Below are 22106 nucleotides of genomic sequence, written 5' to 3'. Positions count from 1 at the left end.
GGTGCCCCTGCAACGAGCCCGTCGCGACGACCTCGCGGCGCTCACGGCGTTCCTGACCGAGGTCGACCTGACACGCAGCGGTCTCGACGCCCCGACCGTGCGCCTGTGGATCGAGCGTGACGCCGCCGGCGAGATCGTCGGCAGCACCGGCTACGAGGTCAGCGAGGACGGGACCCACGCGTTGATCCGCAGCGTCGCCGTGCGCCCGTCCCAGCGCTCCCGCGGGAGGGGGACGGAGCTCGCCCGCTTTGCGCTCGCCCGTGCTGCGCAGGAGGGCGTCCAGCGGGCGTGGTTGTTCAGCCGGCGGTCAGGGCCGTTCTGGCAGGGACTGCAGTTCTCCGCGGCCGACCGTGACGACCTCGCGCGCGTGCTCGCGCAGACCCACCAGGTCCGCCTGTTCGTGGAGACCGGGCAGCTGCACCGCGAGGTCGCATGGTCGCGGCCCCTGTCCCCGTCGGCCCCTGCCCCCGTTCGCTAGCCCGCCGGGGACGCGAGGGGCAGCGGCTCCCCGTCGAGGATCATCCGGCCGGCGCGCGCCTTCGTCTCGTACCCCTCGGTGTGCCACAGCCGCCCGAGCACCTCGAGGTCCGCGTCGGTGTAGCCGGCCGCCCAGAACGCGTCGACCAGCTCCGCGTCGAGGACCCCCGGGTCCGCAGCGGCCCCACCGGGCGCGACGGGGGGCGTCTGCCCGTCGAGGAGCAGCTGCCCGGCCTGCGCCTTGGTCGCGGTCGCGTCGAGGTGCCACAGGTCCGCGAGCGCCTCCATGTCCTCGACGGTGTAGCCCGCGCCCCAGAACGCCTCGTACTGCTCCCGGGTGTACCCGTCGGGCATCGCCGACCACTCGAGGCCCACGGACTGCGCGACGTCCTCGACCACCCGGGCGACCCCGGAGTACGGGTTGGCAGCCGCGGCCGCACCGGCACCAGCGACAGCCAGCGCCGAGATGACCGCACCGGCGGCCACGACCTTCCCGCCCCGGCGCACGAGCGTGGTGACCGTCGCCTCCGGCGGGTGGGCGAGAGCCGTCTGGAGCCGTGCCGCGACCACGGCGGGGTCGGGCTGGTCGGCCTCGCGCGAGTGCAGGGCGCGGGTGATCCGGGCGATCAGCTCGTCGTCGTGCGGGTCGGTGCTCATCGCTGCTCCGGTCGGGTCGAGAGGTCGGTGTCGCGCAGGGTGGCCAGTGCTCGGCTGGCGTGGGACCGGACGGTGGCCGGGGAGGTGCCGAGCACCTCGGAGATCTCCGCGTCGGTGAGGCCCTCGTAGTACCGCAGGACCAGCACGGTGCGTTGTCGCGGCGGCAGTGCCTCGAGGCGGCCCCACATCGCGTCCTCCTCGACCACACCGTGGGCGTGGTCGCCGTGGGCGTCGGCGTGCGCGGCGAGGACCTCGTCGGCGGCGGGCCGGATCGTCCGCACGTGCCAGCGTCGGCGCCAGGAGAGGTGCTCGTTGGTGACCATCCGGCGCAGGTACAGGTCGGGGCGTTGCATGAGGGAGATCCGCGTCCAGCGCACGTGCGCCCGCAGCAGCACCTCCTGGACCAGGTCGGCGGCCGTGTGGCCGTCACCGGTCAGGACCGTCGCGTACCGCAGCAGCCCGGCGAGGTGGACGCGGACGAGGTCGTCCAGCTCGTGCTCCACGACGGGGATCGCCGCGGTCACCGGCGGACCCCGAGAAGGTCGTCGAGGGTGGCGCCCGCACCGGGGCGCGGCAGCGGCTCCGGGTCGAGGCAGCGGGCGAGCAGGGCCTCGACCAGCGCGGCACGACGCACGATGGCCGGCCCGTCGATCGCGCCCGGCAGGATCCGCACCTCGAGCGTGTCCCGCAGTGGTCTGCTCGTGACCAGCTGCGTGAGGTTGACGTCGGCGTACTTGGTCAGACCGGTGGCCTGCGCACGTGCGTCGCCGCTGGTCTCCACCAGGTCCAGCAGCGCCTCGGGCAGCGGGGCCAGCCGTCGGCACGCGGGGTTGGTCTCCAGGGCCGCCCAGAGCACCTCCCGCCAGTGACCGAACAGCCGGACGACGTTGGCGAAGGCCTCCGGCCGACGGAACGGCGCCCCGTCGACGTGCAGGTGCACCGCGGCCTCCTGCGGGACGGTGAAGCCGAGCTCGCGCGCCGGGACCAGCAGCCGTTCGAGCGCCGCGACGTGGTCGGTCTCGATCGGCGGCGTGATGATCTCGCACGGACGCTCGCGGCCCGACGGCAGGGGCATCGCCACGGCGACGGTGGCRCCGCCGACGTCGTCGACCCGGACCGCGCGACCGACGGCCTCGGCGTGCACCCCGAACAGCTCCGCGACCGGGTCCAGCACCGTGGTCAGCGGCGCGTCGGGGTCCGCGTGCCGCTCGACCAGCCGCAGCAGGCGGGCGTCGTCGCACAGCACGCGGTACCACCCGGGACGCCCGGGGGCGCCGGGCGTCAGGTCCGCCTCGATGGTGATGTCGTCGACCAGCCGCGCCACGGGACGTCCGTGGGCGTCGACCACGTCGAACGCCGGCGACAGGTGCCGGAAGACCCCGACGCCCGGCACGACCGACGACTCGCTGTCGGTGTGGAACGACCGCCGCACCCGGCCGCCCAGGCGGGCGGCGAGCTCGTCGGCGAGGACCCGTCGGTCCGATCCCACCGGGGCCAGCAGCTCGATCTCGAACCCCGTCCGCAGCGTCAGCTCGTCCACGTCGTTCTCCTCACGAAGGTCGTGCCGGGCGACGGGCTCAGGACTGGCCGGGCGTGCCGCTCGGGGGCACCGGAAGAGTCTGCCCGTCGAGGAGGAGCTGGCCGGCCTGCGCCTTGGTCTCCACGAACCCGGTGCTCCAGATCGCCCCCAGCGCCTCGACGTCCTCGGGCGTGTACCCCGCACCCCAGAACGCCTCGAACTGCTCGTCGGTGATCTGCGTCCCGGTCTCCGTCCCCGTCTCCGTCCCGCCCCCGGGTGCCACCGGCACCGGCTGACCGTCGAGGAGGAGCTGGCCGGCGCGCGCCTTCGTCTCGGTGGCCTCCAGGTTCCACAGCGCGCCGAGCTCCTCGACGTTCTCGGGCGTGTAGCCCGCACCCCAGAACGCCTCGTACTGCTCCGGCGTGTACCCCTCCGGCATCGTCGACCAGTGGACGCCCGCGGACTGCAGGATCTCGGTCACCGACCGGGACAGCGCCGAGCTCGGTGCAGCGGCGGTCGCGACACCGGTGCCCGCGATGCACAGACCGACGGCGACGGCTCCGATGGCCACGACTCGGCGGGTGGGGCGGTGGTTCGTGATGTCCATGGGGGCCTCCGGGGTGCGTGCGGATGTGCGTACCCCCTAGAACGCGGCTCGACACCCAGGTGTGCAGTCCGGATCGTGCCGAGTTGGGCGCCAACCGCACGCTGGAGTGCGGCACCTGACCCTGGTTGGAGAAGGAACCGAGCAGCGCCGCCACCAGATGTCCCTGAACAACTCTTGGATAAAGTGACTGTTCAGCGCTAAACTATAAGCAATATGAAAGGTAGGTTGATAATGCTTATGAGCGATGTCTGGGCAGAGTTGGCGCAGTTGCATGCCGTCCGGCCGGCCCTCGCCCTTGATCGGCGTGCAGACATCGCGCTGGAGGGCCCCGAACTGCTCTCCACCGCCTACGACGTGGCGCTCGTAGCAGCGTTGCACCCTTCGCTCGTCAACCGGTACGCCAAGAGGTTGCTGGTCCACCCGATGACACGTCCCTTAGTCATCACCCAGTCCGCCACAGCCGTCGCGCTCGACGCCGCCCGGGAAGCTGGGCTGTCCGTTCTCGTTGCGCCGGAGCGCGGCCCTGTGACCGGAACGCTCATCGACCGCGACGGTCGGTCGCACGCCATCGACGCTGCGCCAGAGCCGCGGAACGACGTGACGGCGAAGCCCGGTCGCGCGCCCTGGGGTCAGCTTGCGCTCACGCTGGCGCTCCTGAACGACCCGACTCCCCGGTCTCAGACCAAGCTCGCGCACGAGACCGACCTGACACAGGCCCGGGTGTCTCAGTCGTTCAAGCAGCTGAGCGACATCATCGCGCGCCGCCACGACGGGTGGACGGTCCGCCGACCGGACCTCGCGAGCAACTGGCTGGTCAAGAACTACCCGCGCCCCAAGACCTCGGCAACATGGCTAACGCTCGACGCTCCCGTGACCGCGACCACAGCGATCGCAGAAGTCCTGAGCGACGCCGGGGTGGAGTACGCGGTCACCGGCCAGGTCGCCGCCGACCGCTATGCGCCGTGGGCCCGCCCGGACCGCACCACGATCTGGGCGGAGCGCCTCGTCGACCTGACCGCCGCACGCTGCACGCCCGTTGCGGCTGCGGACGCGACCGTGACGATCGTCGTCCCGGACGATCCCCAGGCACTGCCGGGCGCCGTCGAGCGCGAGGGGCTGCGCCTGGCCGACCCGTGGAGGGTGTGGGTCACGTTGGTCCAGGACGGTGATGAGGCCGCAGCGAACCACCTCCGCGCCCGGCTCCTGGAAGGCGCTGAGGTCCCCAAGTGAATCCGCTGACCCTGGTGTCGACGTCGCGCGCGACCGACGCGGGCTGGCTGGCTGCCGCAGACATCGCCGCGATCGCGTCGAGGCTCGACGTGCCCTACCGGCTCGTCGGTGGACTGGCTGTGACGCTCCTGGTGCACGCGCTCGGCGCGACGCACCTCGCCCCCGCTCGCGAGACGGCTGACGCCGACATGGGTGTGCCATTCGACGTGTGTGGCGATGAGAGGCTGCTCGCTGCGCTGCTGCACGCCGGGTACGAACAGACCCAGGGCAACCGGTTCGTACGTCAGGACGGCCAACGGGAACTGGTGATCGACGTGCTCGCACCCTCCTACCAGGGACGGCTCGTCACCAACCAGGAACACGGGCAGCTCGTGGTCGACGAGATCCCCGGCCTGCTGACCGCGCTGCTCGAACGGCCGACGGTCGTCGAGATCACCGCAGACCTGACCGACGGGAGCGAGGTCAACACGACCCTGCTCCTGCCGGACGTCGGCGCGGCTCTGGTGATGAAAGCCCACTCCTACGTGGGCCGACTCGCTAGGTCAGACGCGATCGACATTCACCGGCTGCTCGAAGCGGCGAACGTCGCAGGCCGCACGGTGCAGGACTGGCCCGCCAGGGTCGAGGCTCCCGCTGCGGCGAAGGTGCTGCACGAGAGGTTCGGCACCGGAAGGCCCAACCAGTTCCTGAGCCGCGCCGCATCCGCCAGGGTTCGGCTGCTCGTGCACCGCGTCGTCCCGGCCGTCTGACAGCTGTACGGTCAGATGAGAGTGGGTGCGGGGCGCGCGATCACTACTGCTCCGCGCCGTCCCTAGGTTCGTCGAGCAGCCGGCGCTCGTACGCCGCCACCACCATGGCGACGGTCCACTCCTCCGTGCCGACAGCCTGATCACGACCGACGTACGGTCCGCGTCCCCGCTCGGCACCCAGCCAGCACGCCTCGTCGAGGAACACCGCGCGCGCCTGCGCGAACGACCGCGACGCGAACAGGGTGCTGGTGGTGCCGGCGTCTCGGTAGCCGACGACGAAGCCCTGCTCGAACGTGATCGTCTCGGGCGCGGTCGCCGTGCCGATCGCGAAGTCGACCCCGTCGAGCAGCCCGTTGTCGAGGGCGTCGTCGCGCAGGTCGGCCAGCTCCGGCGACTCCGGCTGCGACGGGACGCCGGTCGCCTCGTGGTCGGTCGGGCGCGCCTGGGACACCTTGACCAGGATCCGGAACCGGCGCAGGTCGCGCACGGTCAGCGGGACCCGGTTGGCGTCGAGGAACCGGTAGGTGTCGCCGTCCTGCTCCAGCAGCACCAGCCCGTCGACCACCATGGGGTTGGCGGGGTCGACCCGGTAGCGGTGCGCGTCCGCGCTGCCGGTGTCCGGACGCAGCCGGTCCCCGCGCTCGTAGCCGACCCGTTCGAGCTCGAGGTCGTCGTGCTCGGTCAGGGTCCGGATCATCGGGCGAGTGTCACACGGACGACGAGGGTCAGCCCCACACGAGGCCGTGCGACGGGTCGTGCAGCACCCGTGCGACGTCGGCCAGCACCTGAGAGCCCAGCGCCCCGTCCACCAGCCGGTGGTCGAAGCTCAGGGCCAGCTGCGTGACGTGGCGGATCCGGATCTTGCCCTTGTGCACCCACGGCTGCTCCCGGATGGCGCCGAACGCGAGGATCGCTGCCTCCCCCGGGTTGATGATCGGCGTGCCGGTGTCGATGCCGAAGACGCCGACGTTGGTGATCGTGATGGTGCCGTCGGACATGTCCGTGGGCGACGTCTTGCCGGCCCGTGCGGTCGACGTGAGGTCCGCGAGCGCGCTCGCCAGGTCCTTGAGGTTGAGGCGGTGCGCGTCCTTCATGTTGGGCACGACGAGCCCGCGGGGGGTCGCCGCCGCGATCCCGAGGTTGATGTAGTGCTTGTAGACGATCTCCTGCGTCGCCTCGTCCCAGCTCCCGTTGATCTCCGGGTGCCGGCGGACGGCGAGCATCAGGGCCTTGGCGGCGATGAGCAGCGGCGTGACGCGGACGTCGGCGAACTCGCGGTCGGCCCGCAGGCGCTCGACCAGCTTCATCGTCTTGGTGACGTCGACCGTGTGGAAGACCGTGACGTGCGGGGCCGTGAACGCGCTGGTGACCATCGCCTCCGCGGTCCGCTTGCGCACCGACTTCACGGGCACGCGCGTCTGGCGCCCGTCGGAGGAGACCGTGCCGCTGGCCAGCCAGGGGGCGTCGTCGCCGGGGTAGGTGGCCAGGGTCCGCGCCTCGGCCTGCGCCGCCCGGCCGAGCACGTCCTCGCGGGTGACGATCCCGCCCGGGCCCGTCGGCGAGACGGAGTCCAGGTCCACGCCCAGCTCGCGCGCCAGCTTGCGGACCGGCGGCTTGGCGAGCGCGTGCCGGGTGGCCTCGCGCTGCGACGAGGTCACGGCGGCTGCGGTGGCGGGTGGTGCAGGCGGCGTCGTCGCGGCCGGTGAGCCGTCCGCGGTGCGGCCGCGGCGACCGGTGGTGGGCTCGGCCAGGCCGTACCCGACGAGCACCGCCTCTCGCGCAGCAGGCTCCGGCTCCGGCTCGGCTGCGCGGTCGTCACGGGCCGCCGCGATCTCGTCGGATCCTCCCGGCTCCACGCCCGCGTGCCGGTTCCCTCCCCCGCGATGGCCGTGCTCGATCGCGCCGCCCGACGGGGACGTGGTGCTCGGGGGCTCCTCGACGTCGGGGGCTGCCCCTGTCGGGTCGGTGTCGACCTCGATGATCGGCGTCCCGACGTCGACGGTCTGCCCCGGCTCGACAAGGAGCCGCGTGACGACCCCCGACCAGGGGCTCGGCAGGTCCACCAGCGACTTCGCGGTCTCGATCTCGACGATCGTCTGGTTCACCTCGACGGTGTCGCCGACGGCGACGTGCCAGGCGACGATCTCGGCCTCGGTCAGGCCTTCGCCCGCGTCCGGGAGCGGGAACTGCTGGAAGGTCGGCACGGGGATCTCCTCAGAAGGCCAGCGAGCGGTCGACCGCGTCGAGGACGCGGTCCAGCCCGGGCAGGTAGTCGTGCTCGATCTTGGCCACCGGGTACGGGGTGTGGAAGCCGCCGACGCGCAGGACGGGCGCCTCGAGGTGGAAGAAGCAGTCCTCGGTGATGCGCGCGGCCACCTCGGCGCCCGTGCCGTAGAGGACGGGGGCCTCGTGCACGACGACGCACCGGCCGGTCCGCTGGACGGAGGCTGCGACCGTGGCGGTGTCGAGCGGCGACAGGGTCCGCAGGTCGACGACCTCGATCGACGTGCCCTCGGCGGCGGCCGTCTCGGCGGCCTTGAGCGCGGTCTGCACGGTGGGGCCGTACGCGACGAGCGTGAGGTCCGTGCCGGGGCGGAGCACCTTCGCGGTGTCCAGTGCGGGGTGCGGGGCGTCGACGGCGGCGTCCAGGTCGACGTCGCCCTTCTCCCAGTAGCGGCCCTTGGGCTCGAAGAACAGCACCGGGTCCGGCGACGCGATCGCCTGCTGGATCATCGTGAAGGCCTCGGCCGGGCTGGACGGGCTGATCACCCGCAGGCCGGCCGTGTGCGCGAACAGCGCCTCGGGCGACTCGCTGTGGTGCTCGACGGCGCCGATCCCGCCGCCGTACGGCACGCGGATGACGACGGGGAGGTTCAGCCGCCCCTTCGACCGGTAGTGCATCTTGGCCAGCTGGGTCGTGATCTGGTCGAACGCCGGGAAGATGAACCCGTCGAACTGGATCTCGCACACGGGCCGGTAGCCACGCATCGCGAGCCCGATCGCGGTCCCGACGATGCCCGACTCGGCGAGCGGGGTGTCGACGACGCGCTCCTGGCCGAAGTCCTTCTGCAGCCCGTCGGTCACCCGGAACACCCCGCCGAGCGCGCCGATGTCCTCGCCCATGAGCAGCACCTTGGGGCTCTGCTCGAGCGCCTTGCGCAGGCCGTGGTTGATCGCCTTGGCGAACGTGATGGTGGTCATCGGTGGCTCCCCTCACGGCTCTGCCCGGCATCGAGGAACGACGCTTCGTAGGCCTCGAACCACTGGCGCTCGGACTCGACGACCGAGTGGGGCGTCGCGTACACGTGCTCGAACATCGACGCGGCCGACGGGCGGCCCATGGCACGCACCGCGGTCCTGATGCGCATCCCGAGCGCGTCCCCCTCGGCGGCCAGGGTGTCGAGGTAGTCCTGCGGCAGCTCGCCGCGGTCCTCCAGGTACAGCCGCAGCCGGTCGATCGGGTCGCGCTGGCGCCAGTACTCCTCCTCGGCGGCGGAGCGGTAGCGGCTCGGGTCGTCCGACGTGGTGTGCGCGCCCATCCGGTACGTGAACGCCTCGATGAACGTCGGGCCACCGCCGGAGCGCGCCCGCTCGAGCGCCTCCGCCGTGACCGCGTACGTGGCCAGGACGTCGTTGCCGTCCACCCGCACGCTCGGGATGCCGAAGCCGGGACCGCGGTCGGCCAGCGGGACGCGCGACTGCCGGCTGGTCGGCTCGGAGATGGCCCACTGGTTGTTCTGGCAGAAGAAGACGACCGGGGCGTTGTTCACCGCGGCGAACACGAGCGCCTCGTTGACGTCGCCCTGCGAGGTGGACCCGTCGCCGAAGTACGTGACGACCGCCGAGTCCCGCGCCGGGTCGCCCGTGCCGACGGCGCCGTCGCGCTGCAGCCCCATCGCGTAGCCGGTGGCGTGCAGCGTGTGCGAGCCGATGACCAGCGTGTACAGGTGGAACCCGTACGCCGTCGGGTCCCAGCCGCCGTGGTCGATGCCGCGGAACAGCCGCAGCACGTCCGCCAGGTCGACGCCGCGCGTGTACGCCACGCCGTGCTCGCGGTAGCTGGGGAACACCTGGTCCTGCGGAGCCAGCGCGCGGCCGGAGCCGATCTGCGCGGCCTCCTGGCCGAGGCACTGCGCGTACAGGGCCAGCTCGCCCTGGCGCTGCAGGGAGGTCGCCTCGTTGTCGAAGCGGCGCACGAGCACCATGTCGCGGTAGAGCGCGCGCAGGGCGTCGGCGTCGAGGTGGGCGATGCGGGGGTCGTAGTCGGGGTGTGCGGTGCGCTGGCCGGTGGGGGTCAGCAGCTGCACGAGGCCGTCGTCGGTCTGGGGGCCGTTCGGGACCACGCGGTTCTCCTTCGCGGTGCAGCGGCGGGTGGGCCGCGCCGGGGTGAGGCTCGAAACCTACGACAGCGTAGGCTACGGCACCGTAGGTTGCGCGAGAAAGACCCGCACAAGCCTCGACGCACCACCTTGTCGAGTCCCTACACCTCCCCCCGCACCGTCAGCGGGCGAGCCACTCCGCGGTGATCTCGAGCAGGAGATCCGTCGCCTCGGGCTCACCGACGCTCACCCGGACACCGTCGCCCTGGAACGGCCGCACGAGCACCCCCGCACGTCCGGACCGCTCCGCGAACGCCGCCGCGTGGTCGCCCAGCGGCAGCCAGACGAAGTTGGCCTGGCTGTCGGGGACCGTCCAGCCCTGCTTCCGGAGCCCCGCCAGGAGCCGCGCACGCTCGGCGACGATCGCGTCGACCCTGGTCATGAGCTCGGCGGTCGCCCGCAGGGACGCCAGGGCGGCGAGCTGGCCGACGTGGGAGACGCCGAACGGGGTCGACGCCGCGCGGATCCCCGCCGCGAGGCGCGGGCGCGCGACCGCGTAGCCGACCCGCAGACCGGCCAGGCCGAACGCCTTGGAGAACGTGCGCAGCAGCACCACGTTCGGGTTGTCCGCGAACACGGCCAGACCGTCGGGCGTCTCCGGGTCCCGGACGAACTCGACGTACGCCTCGTCGAGCACGACGAGCACGTCCTTGGGGACGGCGGCCAGGAACGCGGCCAGCTCGTCGGCGTGCACGGCGGGACCGGTCGGGTTGTTCGGGCTGCACACCAGCACGACCCTGGTGCGCGGGGTGACCGCCGCGGCCATCGCCTCCAGGTCCAGCCGCCCGTCGTCGCCCACGGGGACGTGCACGCCCTGGGCGCCGGCCAGCGTCACCGCGATCGGGTACGCCTCGAACGACCGCCACGGCACGACGACCTCGTCGCCCGGCTGGCACACCGCGGTGAGCACGTGCCCCAGCACCGCCACCGAGCCGCACCCGGCCACGATGCTCTCGGGCGCGACGCCGAGCGACACCGCGATGGCTCCGACCAGCTCGGTGGCGTACATGTCCGGGTACCGGTTGATGTCCTCGGCCGCGTCGGAGATGGCGAGCACCACCGACGGCAGGGGCGGGTACGGGTTCTCGTTGGACGACAGCTTGAACGCCGCGGCGCCGACCGGGACACGAGCCCCGGGGACGTAGGGCGGCAGGTCTGCCAGGGCCGGACGCAGGGGGACGCGAGTCACGGCCTCAGCATGCCACCGCTCGTCGAGGGAGCGGSCGGCACGGCACGCTCCGTCTCCTAGTCCCGACGCCGCCGCGACCGGTACCACCCGATGCTGGTCAGCACCACGAACCCGGCCATCGAGATCGCCACGAGGGTCGCGCCGAGTGGCCAGCCGCTGTCCGCCGCGCTCAGCGTCTCGCCCACGAAGAGGAGCGCGGTCACGGCGACGACCGCCGGCCACGCCCACCGGGCGACCTCCGCAGGCGCGCGAGCGTCCGCACCCGCCGCAGAGCCACCGGACCCCGGCGGAGCGGGGTCCTCGTCAGGTTGCACCACAGACACTGTCCCGGTCCTCMTTCGGCTCGTTCGCCGCGGCACTCACCGCACCGCCGACGAGGCTCGACCTGCGGTCCAGTCTCGCGCCGAGCCCACGTGCGCGCACCGGCGGGGTGGACGAGTCCGGCAGCGCGCCTCGGGGCGACCTCGCGAGCCCGATGGCAGGATCGGTGCATGGCCTTCCTCGTCCGCGTGCTCATCAACGGCGTCGCCATCTGGCTCGCGACGCTCATCCTGCCCGGCCTGTCGATCGTCGGCGGTGACAGCAACTGGGAGACGCTCGCGATCATCCTGCTCATCGCGCTGGTGTTCGGGCTGGTCAACGCCATCGTCAAGCCGATCGTCGCGTTCATCTCGATCCCGCTGTACATCCTCACGCTGGGCCTGTTCACCATCATCGTGAACGCCCTCATGCTCATGCTGACCGCGTGGATCACGGAGGCGACCGACTGGGGCCTGCGGATCGACAACTTCGGGGTCGCGTGCTGGGGCGCCATCATCATCTCGATCGTCAGCCTGGTCCTCTCGGTCCTCATCCCCGGCCCCCGCGTCGAGCGCTCGTCGTCCACCGAGGTCACCTACTAGGCAGCAGCCGCGGTGGTTGCGCGGCGACCACCTCCGGGTCGCGCGTCGCGACGAACTGCCGCGTCACGGCCGTCGTGCCGGGTGGTCCCAGCACCTCCTGGGCGGCGGCGTCGAAGGCCCGCACCCCCGGGCTCCCAGCGAGCACCCGATCGGCCTCCGCGGCTGTCTCGACGTACCGGCGGATCGCGTGCGCCTCCTCGACGCTCGGGTCGGTCGGTCCGCCGCTCGTCGCGAGGTCCCGCGTGACCGCAGTGACCCGGTCGCTGGTCACGTTCGCGATGCCGTCCAGGTGGGGCACGACGTCCTCCGTGTGCCGGTAGTGACGCACCTGCACCCCCGCCGGGACCGCCCGGGGGACGTCCGGCGTCCCGGCCGTCACGACCGCGCGCACCGAGTACGCCCCACCGGCCGCCGCCGCGACCGACAGCGCCACCATCCCGCCCTGGCTGTGGCCGGCCAGCAGGACGGGCTCGTCGGCCCCGATGCCGGACAGCCGCATGGCGTCGAGCACCGCGTCGGTCAGGTCGTCCGCGAGTCCCGCCAGGAGGCGGCCGTTGGTGGTCAGGTCCATCGGGTTGACGTCGTTCAGGTCCCAGTCCTCCGTGCCGGGGATCTCGATCACCCATGTCCGCGTCCCGTCGGGGTGCGTGAGCTGCTGCACCGAGATGGCTCCCGCGGGCGTGCCGGGGCGGAACGGGGTGGGCTCGCGGTCGTAGCTGCGGGCCACGTTGTCGAGGACGGCCGCCACGCTCCGCGGCGCGGGCAGCTGAGGCGGGTCAGCGCGCACGAGCAGGGCGGTCGGACCGGCCGGCGGCACAGCGTCGAACAGGAGCCGCGCGCCCTCGGGGACCGGTCTCAGGTGAGGGATCTGCCGCCCGGGTGCAGAGGCGCGGACGAACGCGCCGACCGCCAGCATCCCCAGCTCCGCGCGGCCGTCGGCGGTCAGCGCACCAGGCAGCACCCCCGCAGCGCGACGGACGGGGTCCGGCCGCCCGACCAGGGCCGAGAGCACCGCGCTCCCGACGGCCACCCTGCCCAGCGTCGCCACGGCGACCCCCGTCCCGACCACCCCGAGGGTCGCCGCCAGGAGCGGCCGCTCCCCGAGCTCGCTCGCCACGGCGACGACCCCGGTGCGCAGCGCCCGGTGCGCGAGCGACTCAGCCTCGGTGTAGAGCTCGACCACCCGTCGCAGCGCTGCCGCCAGGTCCCGGAGGTGGTCGGCAGCCCGCCACGGCGACCTCGGCCCCTCGCACACGGCGGCCAGGACCCGCCGCGCCTCGATCCCCGCCGGGCTGAGCGGGTCGCACCCCTGCGTCGCACGCGCCAAGGCCCACGACGCGGAGTCCAGGCGGTCGGCGGCCCCCTCGAGGAGGCGGCAGGTGAACGCCAGCTCCTCCAGGTCCGCGACGGTGGGCCCGGGACCGCCGACGACGCGGTACCCGTCGGCCGGGTCGGAGATCACAGGCCACCCGCCCCGAGGTCCGCCGCGGCGACGGGCTGCACGGTCCGCTCGACCGCGACCAGCACCCCGTGCACGCAGCACTGCGCCTCGTCGAGGGCGGTGCGGAACCGGTCGGCGGCCTCGGACGACCACGACGTGGCCGCGGCGCCGCGCAGCGACCGGGACGCGCTCTCCACGTCGTCAAGGGCTCGCAGGACCAGGGGCAGACCGTCGGCGGGAACCATGCGGGGACGCTACGAGCGGCCGCGCACCGACCGTCGGGCACCTGGGGACGGTGCGGGCTGTGGGCGGCTCGGTCCCGGCGCTCGCACGCCTGCCACGGCCGTCCCCTCCGGGCTCGGCGCGCTCGCCGCCCTAGGAACGCCGCGGCAGCAGCAGCGCCGTCGCGCCGATCGCCGCCACGAGAGCGAGCGCCCGCCACAGGTCACCGGACCCGACCGTCACCCCGCCGAGCAGCACGGCCACGACGGCCAGCATCTGCGCCCCGACCTGCACGGTCGCGACGTCGCGCAGCCCGTGCACGACCACGCCGAGCTCGACCTGCGTCCGCCACGACGTCCGCGCCGCGAGCGCTCCCGCCCACAGGGACAGGTGCACCAGCAGGAGCAGGAGCATGACGATGCCGAGGGCGGGCGGCTCGCCGGTGGCCACCCGCACCCCGGCGACCAGCACGACGAGCGCGGTCAGGCCGAGCTCCGGGAGGACCACCGTCGCGACGACCAGAGCGACGAACCCGGCGACGAGCAGCGGGTGGGGCCTCACCCCGGCGAACGCGACCAGCAGCAGCACCGCGCCGAGCACCCCGACCGCCCCGCGCAGGGCCCAGGCCGGCACGGGCCGGACCAGGTCGACGGTCACCTCGTTCATCGCGCCGCCCCGGCCCTGCGCTGCACCCGACGCGCCAGCGACGCGAGCGCGACGTGCGGCGACTCCCGCCACGTCACCAGCTCGATGTTGAGGTCCGCCAGCTCGGCCAGCCGGTCCTCCCGGGCGATCCGGATCATCCGCATCGCGAGCCGCTCCCGGTCGCCCAGGTGACGCTCCCGCAGGGTCGGCAGCACGTCGACCGCGACCACGCGGTGCCCGGCACGGCGCCACACGGACGCGACGAGGGCGGCCTCGTCGTCGAGGAACGTGGAGAAGAGCATCACCAGCGCACCCGACGGGATCTGCGGGGCGCGCAGACGGCGCAGCGGGTCCCCGTCGGGCCGCGTCAGGGCGAGCGCGTGCCGGATGCGGTCGAGCTGCCGCCGGCCGCCACCCGGCGGGAGGGGTCGCCGCACCGCGCCGAGGTCGTCGAGCCCCACCCGGTCGCCGAGGTTGAGGAACCCCTGCGCGGCCGACGTCGCCGCCTGCCGGGCGAGGTCGAGCGACGTGGGGTCCTGCGCCCGCGGCGGGGTCGAGCCGCGCCAGGTCATCGGGTCGGGCCCGACGTCGTCGCGGGAGTCCACGACCAGGACGACGACCGCCTCGGCGAGCGCGTGCTCGCGCCGGACGTAGAGCTCGTGCAGGTCAGGGGCCCGCCGGGCGGTCACGCGCCAGTCGATGCGGCGCAGCCGGTCACCGGGCGCGAACGGGTGCACGTCCCGCAGCCCGCCGCCCTCGCCGGGCCGCCGCGACTCGTGGGCACCGGTGAGCCCGCGCAGCCGCGGGGGCATGGGCAGGTCACCCAGCGGACGCGGGGCGGGCAGCACGAGCGCGGACCGGGTCGCGGGCGGGCTGGGCTCGGACACGCACCCGGCACCCGGTCCGACGCCCTGCACGTCGACCAGGGCGAGGTCCTGCGGCCCCGTGCGGACGGTGTGCACGACGAGCGGGAACCGCCGTGTGCCGTCGACGGTCACCCACGCGTCGAGCAGGACGCGGGGGCCGCGGCGGGCACCGAGCAGGACGGTCGACGGCGACGCGACGACCACGTCCGCCCGCAGCGTCCCGGCCACCGGAGGCGCGTCCGACGCCTCCAGCCGCACCGTCGGGTCCACGGCCGGCCGTCGTCGCCAGTCCCACACCCCCGCGACGAGGGGCGCCGCACCGAGCACGGCGACGTCCGGGCGCCCCAGCAGCGCCCCGAGGACGACCAGCGTGAGGCCGACGGCGACCGCTGCCGTCGTCGCCCGCGAGCGCACCCAGGTCATAGGCGTCGCGCCGTCGTCGGACCCGCGACCCGCGCCAGCACGTCGGCGACGACCCCCTGCGGTGCCGTGCCCGTCGCCCACGCCTGCGGGGTCAGCGACAGCCGGTGCGCCAGGGCGGGCACCGCGACGGCCTTGACGTCCTCGGGGGTCACGAAGTCCCGCCCGGAGAGCACCGCGAGCGACCGCGCGACGAGCACCAGCGCCTGCGAGCCGCGCGGCGAGGCACCGACCTCGACGGCGTCGTGCGCCCGGGTGGCCGCGGCGAGGTCGACGCAGTACCGCAGGATGTCGGTGTCCACCGTGACGGACTCGACCCCCGCCTGCATCGCGCGCAGCGTGGCGGCGTCGACGACGGTCCGCACCGAGCCCATCTCCTGGCGCCGCGCGAGCCGTCGGGACAGCACGTCGACCTCGGCGTCGCGCTCGGGGTACCCGACGGCGACGCGGACCATGAACCTGTCGAGCTGCGCCTCGGGCAGCGGGTACGTGCCCTCGTACTCGACGGGGTTCGACGTGGCGACCACGTGGAACGGGTCGGGCAGCCGGTAGGTCTCGCCGTCGACGGTGACCTGCCGCTCGGCCATCGCCTCCAGCAGCGCGGACTGGGTCTTCGGGGCGGTCCGGTTGATCTCGTCGGCCAGGAGCAGCCCCGCGAAGACCGGGCCGGGACGGAAGGCGAAGGACGCGGTCGACGGGTCGAACACGCTCGACCCGGTGATGTCGGACGGCAGCAGGTCCGGCGTGCACTGCACTCGCCGGAACGCGAGCCCGAGGGCCGTCGCCAGGCTCCGGGCCGCCAGCGTCTTGCCCAGTCCGGGCACGTCCTCGAACAGCACGTGACCGCCGCCGAGGACGGCCGCGAGCGCGACCTTCAGGGGCTCGCGCATGCCGACGACGAGCGTGGCGACCTCGTCGAGCACCGCGCTCCCGCGGTCGGCGACCTGCGCGACGGTCAGGGTGGTGGGCTGCTCGCTCATGACAGGGGGCTCCCAGGGTTGTCGGTACGGGTGTCGCGAGTGGGTCCGAGGCGGTCGAGCACGTCCAGGGTGTGCCGCAGGTCGGCGAGGCTCGGCAGCGGGGAACGCGTGGTGGTCAGCGTCCGGTGGGCGCGCGAGCCGAGGACCTGCTCGACGTCCGCGTCGTCCAGCGACAGCCCGTGCCGGGCGAGCCGGCTCCGCGCCACCTCGCGCAGCTGGCGCAGGACGCGCTCCCCGATCCGCCCGTCCCGGCCGAGCATCGTCCACGCCAGGTCCTGCACCTCGCTGCGGGCGCCGTGCCGACGGTCGTAGTGCCGGCGGTCCCAGCCGGGGTCGGGGAGCCCGCCCACCCGCGTGAGCAGCAGCACGACGGCCGCCGCGAGCAGACCGACGAGGACGGAGGACACGACGGTGAGCCCGCCCGCCAGGCTCGCGACGGCACCGACGAGGAAYGCCACGGGCGGCCGCCAGTCCCACCTCATGCGTCGTCCGCCCGTCGGGTCAGGTCGACGGCGATCGCCGCGAGGCTCGTCCGGGCCTGGTCGACGTCACCGGGAGTGAGGACGTGCTCGGAGTACCGCGCCGCCAGGTACAGCTCCAGCAGCACCCGCGTCGCGGCCGGGTCCGCCCGGGTCGCGTCGAGCACCTCGACCGTGAACTCCGTCGCGGTCTGCGCGCGGTCCCGCACCAGGCCGCTGCGCTCCGCCGACGCCTCCAGCGCCACCCACGCCGCGATCACCGCGTCCCCGGGCGGCACCTCGTCCTCGAGCACCTGCGTCGCGCGCCGGACGCCCTCGCGCAGCGCCGGCATCGCGCTGTCCTGGACGTCGCCGGCGAGCTCGACGTCCGGGGCGGCCGCGTCCGTGTCGGGCGGCACCCGCCGGTCGATCATCCGGCGGACCCACCGCACCAGCAGGCCGAGCACGACGGCCAGGATGACGGCGACGACGAACAGGACGACGAGGTAGACCCAGCGCTGCGTCTGCAGGGGGACCTGCTCCCCGTCGAGCAGCTGCTCGAGGGGGAGCGGCCTACGGGTGCTCACCGGGGGCACGATCGTGGGGACGGCGATCGGCCCCTCGGCGTTGCGCTGCACCAGCCGGAACGGCCCCGCCAGCGCCGAGCCGACCACCGCGACCACGACGAACGCACCCACCAGCAGCACCGCGCCGGGCCTGCGCGCCTGCGTCGCCACGGGGCTCCTCGGTGTCGGGGACCGGCGGTCTGCGCCGGTGCGCACAGGCTACTGACCGACCTCGCGTCAGGTCGCTGTCTCGCGGAGCAGAGCAGTCGGGCGGTCCGCCGTACCGGCGGGTACCGACCAGCGTCCTGCGACCGCGGACGCGCAGGCGCGTCGCGACTCAGAACGCGTACGCGCCGAACCGTCCCCACGCGACGAACAGCGCCAGCGCGAGCAGGACCACGTTCAGCACGACCATCGGCGTCTCCTTGCGGCGCACGTGCGTGGTGATCGCACCGACCATGACGAGGGCCAGACCGACGGCGGCGATCGGCACGAGGAAGGGTGCGATGTCCAGCACGGCGGGCAGGATGAGGCCGATCGCGCCCAGCACCTCGGCGACGCCGATCGCCTTGATCGCGGCCGGGCTGAAGCTCTCGGTCCAGCCCATCCCCGCCGCGGCGAGCTTCTCCTTCGACTGCGTGATCTTCAGCAGGCCGGTCGCGAGGAACGCGAGGGCGAGCAGGGCGGCAGCGATCCACAGGGCGATGTTCATGGGCTCTTCCGACGACGGGAGGGAGGCGGTGTCACGCGCAGCCTAGGGCCGGCGGTGGGACGCGCAGGGACCGATCGGTGCGCTCTGGGATGATGCCTCCATGACCTCCCCCGCACGTGTCCGGCTCGCGGACGTCACCCCGCACATCGCCCTCGGCCCGCTCGACGGCCGGTACCGCGCGGCGGTCGCGCCGCTGGTCGACCACCTGAGCGAGGCAGCCCTGAACCGCGAGCGGGTGCACGTCGAGGTCGAGTGGCTGATCCACCTGACGGCCCACGGGGTCGTGCCGGGCGCCCCGACGCTGACCGACGCGGACGTCGCGTACCTGCGGGACGTGGTCGCGACGTTCGGGCCCGACGAGGTGGCGGAGCTGGCGGCGATCGAGAAGATCACCGTGCACGACGTCAAGGCGGTCGAGTACTTCCTCAAGAGCAGGCTCGCGGCCGCGCCCGAGGGGTCGGCGCTGCGCGAGGTCGGGGAGCTGGTCCACTTCGCGTGCACCAGCGAGGACATCAACAACCTGTCGTACGCGCTGATGGTGCGCGGCGCGGTGCAGGACGTCTGGGCACCGGCTGCGACGGCGCTGGTCGACCAGGTGGCCGAGCTCGCGCGGTCGCTGAGGGACCAGCCGATGCTGGCCCTGACGCACGGGCAGCCCGCGACGCCGACGACGCTCGGCAAGGAGCTGGCGGTCCTCGCGCACCGGCTGCGCCGCCAGCTCACGCGGATCGCCGGCGACGAGTACCTGGGCAAGCTCAACGGTGCGACCGGCACGTACGGGGCGCACGTCGTGGCGGTGCCKGGGGCGGACTGGCCGGCGGTCAGCAAGGCGTTCGTGGAGCACCTGGGCCTGACCTGGAACCCGCTGACCACGCAGATCGAGTCGCACGACTGGCAGGCCGAGCTGTACGCGGACGTCGCGCGGTTCAACCGGGTGCTGCACAACCTGGCCACCGACGTGTGGACCTACATCTCGCGCGGGGTGTTCATCCAGATCCCGGTGGCGGGGGCGACGGGATCGTCGACGATGCCGCACAAGGTCAACCCGATCCGGTTCGAGAACGCCGAGGCCAACCTCGAGCTCTCCAGCGCCCTGCTGGACACCCTGGCCAGCACGCTGGTGACCAGCCGCCTGCAGCGCGACCTGACCGACTCGACGACGCAGCGCAACATCGGTCCGGCGTTCGGGCACTCCCTGCTGGCCATCGACAACGTGTCCCGCGGGCTGCGGGCGCTCTCGGTCGACGAGGCGCTGCTGGCCCGGGAGCTCGACGAGAACTGGGAGGTCCTCGGCGAGCCCGTCCAGTCGGCCATGCGCGCCGCCTCCGTCGCGGGGGTCACCGGCATGGAGAACCCGTACGAGCGGCTCAAGGAGCTGACCCGCGGCCGCCGTCTGACGGCTGCGGACATGCGTGAGTTCATCGGCGGGCTCGGGCTTCCCGACGACGTCGCCGCGCGGCTCGCCGACCTCACGCCCGCGTCGTACACCGGGCTGGCGGACAGCCTCGTGGGCTACCTCGACGCCTGATCGGGGCCGGTACACCCATCTGGCGGTACCGTCCACCCCGACTGCTCCATTCGGGTGAACGATCGGCGCCTTTCGACCATCTTCTGTCGACCCACGAGCAGAAGAGGAACCGCTTCGACGGGATCGCTCTCATGCTTCTGACCTGCGATTTCATCCGAACGAGTGATCGCTCCTGGACAGGTGCCCGGTATGCCCTGCACAATCGTGCACCGACCGGTCTGAAACATCCGGTTCACCCCTTTTCTGGCAAGGATGCCCATCGTGACGCTCATGCAGAAGGCGATCACGCCAGCGCTCACCCGCGCGCACCTCACCGCGGGCCATGACCGTCTGGCGGGGTACGTGGTGCGCGCCGAGGACGTCGCTTTCGCGACGACCCCGGCACAGCTGTTCGAGGTGCACGGTCTCGGGTACGAGGGTTCGCCCTTCAGCCCGTACGACCGCTCGATCGACGTCCTGCGCTTCGAGTCATCCCCCCAGCTGCAGTACCGCGACGTGCCCGGCTACATCCTCCCGCTCTGGTGGCTGCGCCACTCCCGCATCCCCCCGGGCGCGGAGCTGGTCCGCATCTACGACAACGGCACCTCCACCCTGCTGGCGCGCTACGGCGACGTCGGCGCCGGCTGGACGGTCACGCAGCTGGGCGCCCCCCGCCCGTCGCTCGCGTCCCTCTCCCGCTGCGTCGGACCCGTCGCCAAGTGGCACGGCGCCTACCTCGAGGCCGACGTCGTCGACAGCGGCCACACGGTGGTCCTGGCCCTGGCCAACCCGCCGCTGGCGGAGACCGGCTTCCACCAGTCCCCGTCGGGCCGCTGGTACCGCCGCGTCGCACGTGAGGACGTCACCGAGCTGTTCGAGCTGGACCTCACGGCCCGCTGGAACGGCCTCAGCGTCCGCGTCGTCGACCAGTGGCAGGACGCCCAGCGCTACGTCGTCGCCCGCATCTCCCACCTCGGCGACGACATCGAGCGCGCCGAGCGTCTCCACCTCACCCGTGTCGAGGCCGGCGTGTACGAAGGCATCGTCTATGCCGCCGAGCTCACCGACATCCAGACCAACCAGGTGGTCCCCCACACCTGGGCCCCCGGGCCTGCTGCCCCCCAACAGCAGGTGGTGCGCTCCTGAGCGCGCCCTACCGAGGGTTCCGTACCAGGGTCACGTCGCCAACGTGATGTGACCCTCACGGGACGCGTGCCGGGCCTGGCCCTCCCCCCCGTCCAGGCCCGGCACGCTCTATCAACCGCTGAGACAAGCAGGTCCCCGCGTCAGTGCGCGTCGGCTGCCACGGTCGGCACCGGGATCGAGGCCAGCTCCGTCAGGGCGGCCGCGTACGTCATCGCGTCCCCGGCCCGGGCGGCCTCGCGGGCGCGGACCGTGGGGGCGTGCAGCAGGGCGCGGGTGCGGCGGCGCAGGGCCCGCTCGGACCGCTCGTCCCGGGCGTCGTCGGGCAGCTCGCTCAGGCCGGCCTCCAGCCCGCCGAGGATCCGGGTGCGCTCCGCGACCACCGCGGGGTTCCACTCGCGGACCCGGCGGTCTGCCTCGTAGGCCTCCGCGGCCGCGATGACGACGTCGTGGGCGGTCTGGACGGCCGCGTGCTCCGCGGGCGCGTGCTCGGCCACCGTGTGCAGGCTGACCAGCCGGACCCCGGGCAGCGAGCGGACGCCGGGGTCGACGTCGTGCCGCAGCGCGAGGTCCACGACGGTGAGCGGGGAGGCCGAGCCCCGCCGCGCGGCCGCGAGCGCGTCGACCCCGAGCACCGCGCCGGCGGCTCCGCTGCAGGCGACCACGAGGTCGACGTCGGACACCTCGGCGGCCAGGTCCGCGGACGCCGGGAGCGACCGGACGCCGCGCGCGGCGGCGAACGCGCGGGCCCGCCCGGAGGCGGAGTACACCCGGATGTCACCGGCGCCGCGGGCCTTGAGGGCGGCCAGCGACGCACCCGCGTAGGAGCCGGTGCCGATGAGCACGCAGCGGACCTCGGACCAGTCGGGCAGCTCGCGCTCGGCGATGTCGAGCGCGACGCCGACCACGGAGCGGCCGGTGGCACCGAGCCCGGTGCGGCTCTCGACGAGCCGCGAGACGCGGGACGCCGCCTGGAACAGGGACTCGAGCCCGGAGGTGGTCGTGCCGTCGCGACGGGCGGCGGTCAGAGCGCGGCGGACCTGCCCCTGGATCTCCCGCTCGCCGACGACCATCGAGTCGAGCCCGCTGGCGACGGAGAACAGGTGGGCGGCGGCGTCGGTGCCGGTCCGGACGCGCAGGTGGGTGTCCACCTGGGACGCGGTGTAGCCGGAGCGGTCGGCGACAGCCTGGGCTGCGGCGGCACGGGCCGACGGGGTGGTCGCGGCGTCGTCGACCTCCAGGTACAGCTCGAACCGGTTGCACGTCGCCAGGACGACAGCACCGGACACGAACCTGTGGGCCGTCGAGCCCACGAGCTCGGACGCGACGGCGTGGACGTCCGACGAGAGACGTTCCAGCACATCGAGGTCGAGGTCGTGGTGACTGGCGGCGAGGGACAGCAGCACCACGTGCCCGAGTTAATCATCTCGACAATTG

General features: G+C 73.5%; 25 protein-coding genes. 6 read left to right on the top strand and 19 right to left on the bottom strand.

Translation table 11 applies throughout. The annotated features are described in order from the left end of the window. Position 1 precedes the first annotated feature (1 nt). Positions 2–478 (top strand): GNAT family N-acetyltransferase, encoded by a 477-nt coding sequence (locus tag ACXJKF_RS08145; protein WP_456787234.1) that lies wholly within the window; start codon positions 2–4, stop codon positions 476–478. Here ACXJKF_RS08145 and ACXJKF_RS08140 read toward each other — a convergent pair. Genes ACXJKF_RS08140 through ACXJKF_RS08125 form a run of 4 tightly spaced genes read right to left on the bottom strand, consistent with a single transcriptional unit; the run spans position 475 to position 3260 of the window. Next, positions 475–1134, bottom strand: coding sequence for a hypothetical protein (locus ACXJKF_RS08140; protein ID WP_456787233.1), 660 nt, complete (start codon positions 1132–1134; stop codon positions 475–477). The genes ACXJKF_RS08145 and ACXJKF_RS08140 overlap by 4 nt on opposite strands. Then, positions 1131–1658 (bottom strand): SigE family RNA polymerase sigma factor, encoded by a 528-nt coding sequence (locus ACXJKF_RS08135; RefSeq protein WP_456787232.1) that lies wholly within the window; start codon positions 1656–1658, stop codon positions 1131–1133. Before ACXJKF_RS08135 ends, ACXJKF_RS08140 begins: the two co-directional genes overlap by 4 nt. After that, positions 1655–2674 carry an amidoligase family protein gene (locus tag ACXJKF_RS08130; RefSeq protein ID WP_456787231.1) on the bottom strand — a complete coding sequence of 340 codons (1020 nt, stop codon included), beginning with the start codon at positions 2672–2674 and terminating at the stop codon, positions 1655–1657. Before ACXJKF_RS08130 ends, ACXJKF_RS08135 begins: the two co-directional genes overlap by 4 nt. A 37-nt stretch (positions 2675–2711) precedes the next feature. After that, entirely contained in the window at positions 2712–3260 is a 549-nt protein-coding gene (locus ACXJKF_RS08125; protein ID WP_456787230.1) for a hypothetical protein, read from the bottom strand. 237 nt (positions 3261–3497) lie between these two features. Between ACXJKF_RS08125 and ACXJKF_RS08120 the strand changes: the two genes are divergently transcribed. Both ACXJKF_RS08120 and ACXJKF_RS08115 read left to right on the top strand, forming a co-directional pair. Further along, positions 3498–4490 (top strand): hypothetical protein, encoded by a 993-nt coding sequence (locus ACXJKF_RS08120; RefSeq protein WP_456787229.1) that lies wholly within the window; start codon positions 3498–3500, stop codon positions 4488–4490. Further along, positions 4487–5239, top strand: a complete 753-nt coding sequence (locus tag ACXJKF_RS08115; protein ID WP_456787228.1) for a hypothetical protein — start codon at positions 4487–4489, stop codon at positions 5237–5239. The genes ACXJKF_RS08120 and ACXJKF_RS08115 overlap by 4 nt, the downstream gene beginning before the upstream one ends. Positions 5240–5282: 43 nt before the next feature. Here ACXJKF_RS08115 and ACXJKF_RS08110 read toward each other — a convergent pair whose 3' ends face one another. The 6 genes from ACXJKF_RS08110 to ACXJKF_RS08085 all read right to left on the bottom strand — a co-directional run bounded on the left by ACXJKF_RS08110 (position 5283) and on the right by ACXJKF_RS08085 (position 11121). Then, positions 5283–5936 carry a hypothetical protein gene (locus tag ACXJKF_RS08110; RefSeq protein ID WP_456787227.1) on the bottom strand — a complete coding sequence of 218 codons (654 nt, stop codon included), beginning with the start codon at positions 5934–5936 and terminating at the stop codon, positions 5283–5285. Positions 5937–5964: 28 nt separating this feature from the next. Beyond that, positions 5965–7443: a dihydrolipoamide acetyltransferase family protein gene (locus tag ACXJKF_RS08105; RefSeq protein ID WP_456787226.1), complete on the bottom strand. Its 1479-nt coding sequence runs from the start codon at positions 7441–7443 to the stop codon at positions 5965–5967. A gap of 10 nt (positions 7444–7453) precedes the next feature. Continuing rightward, a complete protein-coding gene (locus tag ACXJKF_RS08100; RefSeq protein WP_456787225.1) occupies positions 7454–8440 on the bottom strand; it encodes an alpha-ketoacid dehydrogenase subunit beta in 987 nt (328 codons plus the stop codon). Next, positions 8437–9582 carry a pyruvate dehydrogenase (acetyl-transferring) E1 component subunit alpha gene (pdhA, locus tag ACXJKF_RS08095; protein ID WP_456787224.1) on the bottom strand — a complete coding sequence of 382 codons (1146 nt, stop codon included), beginning with the start codon at positions 9580–9582 and terminating at the stop codon, positions 8437–8439. Before pdhA ends, ACXJKF_RS08100 begins: the two co-directional genes overlap by 4 nt. A gap of 157 nt (positions 9583–9739) precedes the next feature. Next, on the bottom strand, positions 9740–10807 hold the full coding sequence (gene hisC / locus ACXJKF_RS08090; RefSeq protein ID WP_456787223.1) for a histidinol-phosphate transaminase: 1068 nt from the start codon (positions 10805–10807) through the stop codon (positions 9740–9742). 56 nt (positions 10808–10863) lie between these two features. Further along, positions 10864–11121, bottom strand: coding sequence for a hypothetical protein (locus ACXJKF_RS08085; RefSeq protein WP_456787222.1), 258 nt, complete (start codon positions 11119–11121; stop codon positions 10864–10866). Positions 11122–11298: 177 nt separating this feature from the next. On the opposite strand from ACXJKF_RS08085, the gene ACXJKF_RS08080 reads away from it, so the two are divergent. Then, positions 11299–11709, top strand: coding sequence for a phage holin family protein (locus ACXJKF_RS08080; RefSeq protein WP_456787221.1), 411 nt, complete (start codon positions 11299–11301; stop codon positions 11707–11709). On the opposite strand, the gene ACXJKF_RS08075 is transcribed toward ACXJKF_RS08080, so the two are convergent. The 8 genes from ACXJKF_RS08075 to ACXJKF_RS08040 form a co-directional block, all read right to left on the bottom strand. Next, positions 11699–13171, bottom strand: a complete 1473-nt coding sequence (locus ACXJKF_RS08075; RefSeq protein ID WP_456787220.1) for a hypothetical protein — start codon at positions 13169–13171, stop codon at positions 11699–11701. The two genes, ACXJKF_RS08080 and ACXJKF_RS08075, sit on opposite strands and share 11 nt — an antisense overlap. Continuing rightward, positions 13168–13395: a hypothetical protein gene (locus tag ACXJKF_RS08070; RefSeq protein WP_456787219.1), complete on the bottom strand. Its 228-nt coding sequence runs from the start codon at positions 13393–13395 to the stop codon at positions 13168–13170. Before ACXJKF_RS08070 ends, ACXJKF_RS08075 begins: the two co-directional genes overlap by 4 nt. Positions 13396–13525: 130 nt before the next feature. Further along, positions 13526–14038 (bottom strand): hypothetical protein, encoded by a 513-nt coding sequence (locus ACXJKF_RS08065; protein ID WP_456787218.1) that lies wholly within the window; start codon positions 14036–14038, stop codon positions 13526–13528. Then, positions 14035–15306, bottom strand: coding sequence for a DUF58 domain-containing protein (locus ACXJKF_RS08060; protein ID WP_456787217.1), 1272 nt, complete (start codon positions 15304–15306; stop codon positions 14035–14037). The genes ACXJKF_RS08065 and ACXJKF_RS08060 overlap by 4 nt, the downstream gene beginning before the upstream one ends. Continuing rightward, entirely contained in the window at positions 15303–16283 is a 981-nt protein-coding gene (locus ACXJKF_RS08055) for an AAA family ATPase (RefSeq protein ID WP_456787216.1), read from the bottom strand. Before ACXJKF_RS08055 ends, ACXJKF_RS08060 begins: the two co-directional genes overlap by 4 nt. Next, entirely contained in the window at positions 16280–16765 is a 486-nt protein-coding gene (locus ACXJKF_RS08050; protein WP_456787215.1) for a hypothetical protein, read from the bottom strand. The genes ACXJKF_RS08055 and ACXJKF_RS08050 overlap by 4 nt, the downstream gene beginning before the upstream one ends. Further along, positions 16762–17478, bottom strand: coding sequence for a DUF4129 domain-containing protein (locus ACXJKF_RS08045; RefSeq protein WP_456787214.1), 717 nt, complete (start codon positions 17476–17478; stop codon positions 16762–16764). The genes ACXJKF_RS08050 and ACXJKF_RS08045 overlap by 4 nt, the downstream gene beginning before the upstream one ends. Before the next feature lie 166 nt (positions 17479–17644). Further along, positions 17645–18019 carry a DoxX family protein gene (locus ACXJKF_RS08040; protein WP_456787213.1) on the bottom strand — a complete coding sequence of 125 codons (375 nt, stop codon included), beginning with the start codon at positions 18017–18019 and terminating at the stop codon, positions 17645–17647. A gap of 100 nt (positions 18020–18119) precedes the next feature. Here ACXJKF_RS08040 and purB point away from each other — a divergent pair, with 100 nt between their 5' ends. Next, positions 18120–19547 carry an adenylosuccinate lyase gene (gene purB / locus ACXJKF_RS08035; RefSeq protein ID WP_456787212.1) on the top strand — a complete coding sequence of 476 codons (1428 nt, stop codon included), beginning with the start codon at positions 18120–18122 and terminating at the stop codon, positions 19545–19547. 252 nt (positions 19548–19799) lie between these two features. Beyond that, positions 19800–20672 (top strand): hypothetical protein, encoded by an 873-nt coding sequence (locus tag ACXJKF_RS08030; protein WP_456787211.1) that lies wholly within the window; start codon positions 19800–19802, stop codon positions 20670–20672. Between the two features lie 140 nt (positions 20673–20812). Here the strand turns inward: ACXJKF_RS08030 and ACXJKF_RS08025 are convergent, their stop codons facing one another. Beyond that, positions 20813–22078 carry a glutamyl-tRNA reductase gene (locus ACXJKF_RS08025; protein ID WP_456787210.1) on the bottom strand — a complete coding sequence of 422 codons (1266 nt, stop codon included), beginning with the start codon at positions 22076–22078 and terminating at the stop codon, positions 20813–20815. Positions 22079–22106: the final 28 nt, after the last annotated feature.

Source organism: Cellulomonas sp. P5_C5 (genome assembly GCF_054049655.1).
Note: the sequence above shows the minus strand (reverse complement) of the source record. Positions and strands in the feature narration are given on the sequence as shown.

Bases quoted from the DNA above. Each gene is read 5' to 3' on its own strand.
- ACXJKF_RS08140 (WP_456787233.1), bottom strand. From the start codon at position 1,134: ATGAGCACCGACCCGCACGACGACGAGCTGATCGCCCGGATCACCCGC.
- ACXJKF_RS08125 (WP_456787230.1), bottom strand. From the start codon at position 3,260: ATGGACATCACGAACCACCGCCCCACCCGCCGAGTCGTGGCCATCGGA.
- ACXJKF_RS08120 (WP_456787229.1), top strand. From the start codon at position 3,498: ATGAGCGATGTCTGGGCAGAGTTGGCGCAGTTGCATGCCGTCCGGCCG.
- ACXJKF_RS08110 (WP_456787227.1), bottom strand. From the start codon at position 5,936: ATGATCCGGACCCTGACCGAGCACGACGACCTCGAGCTCGAACGGGTC.
- ACXJKF_RS08100 (WP_456787225.1), bottom strand. From the start codon at position 8,440: ATGACCACCATCACGTTCGCCAAGGCGATCAACCACGGCCTGCGCAAG.
- ACXJKF_RS08080 (WP_456787221.1), top strand. From the start codon at position 11,299: ATGGCCTTCCTCGTCCGCGTGCTCATCAACGGCGTCGCCATCTGGCTC.
- ACXJKF_RS08070 (WP_456787219.1), bottom strand. From the start codon at position 13,395: ATGGTTCCCGCCGACGGTCTGCCCCTGGTCCTGCGAGCCCTTGACGAC.
- ACXJKF_RS08065 (WP_456787218.1), bottom strand. From the start codon at position 14,038: ATGAACGAGGTGACCGTCGACCTGGTCCGGCCCGTGCCGGCCTGGGCC.
- ACXJKF_RS08060 (WP_456787217.1), bottom strand. From the start codon at position 15,306: ATGACCTGGGTGCGCTCGCGGGCGACGACGGCAGCGGTCGCCGTCGGC.
- ACXJKF_RS08055 (WP_456787216.1), bottom strand. From the start codon at position 16,283: ATGAGCGAGCAGCCCACCACCCTGACCGTCGCGCAGGTCGCCGACCGC.
- ACXJKF_RS08040 (WP_456787213.1), bottom strand. From the start codon at position 18,019: ATGAACATCGCCCTGTGGATCGCTGCCGCCCTGCTCGCCCTCGCGTTC.
- ACXJKF_RS08030 (WP_456787211.1), top strand. From the start codon at position 19,800: ATGCCCATCGTGACGCTCATGCAGAAGGCGATCACGCCAGCGCTCACC.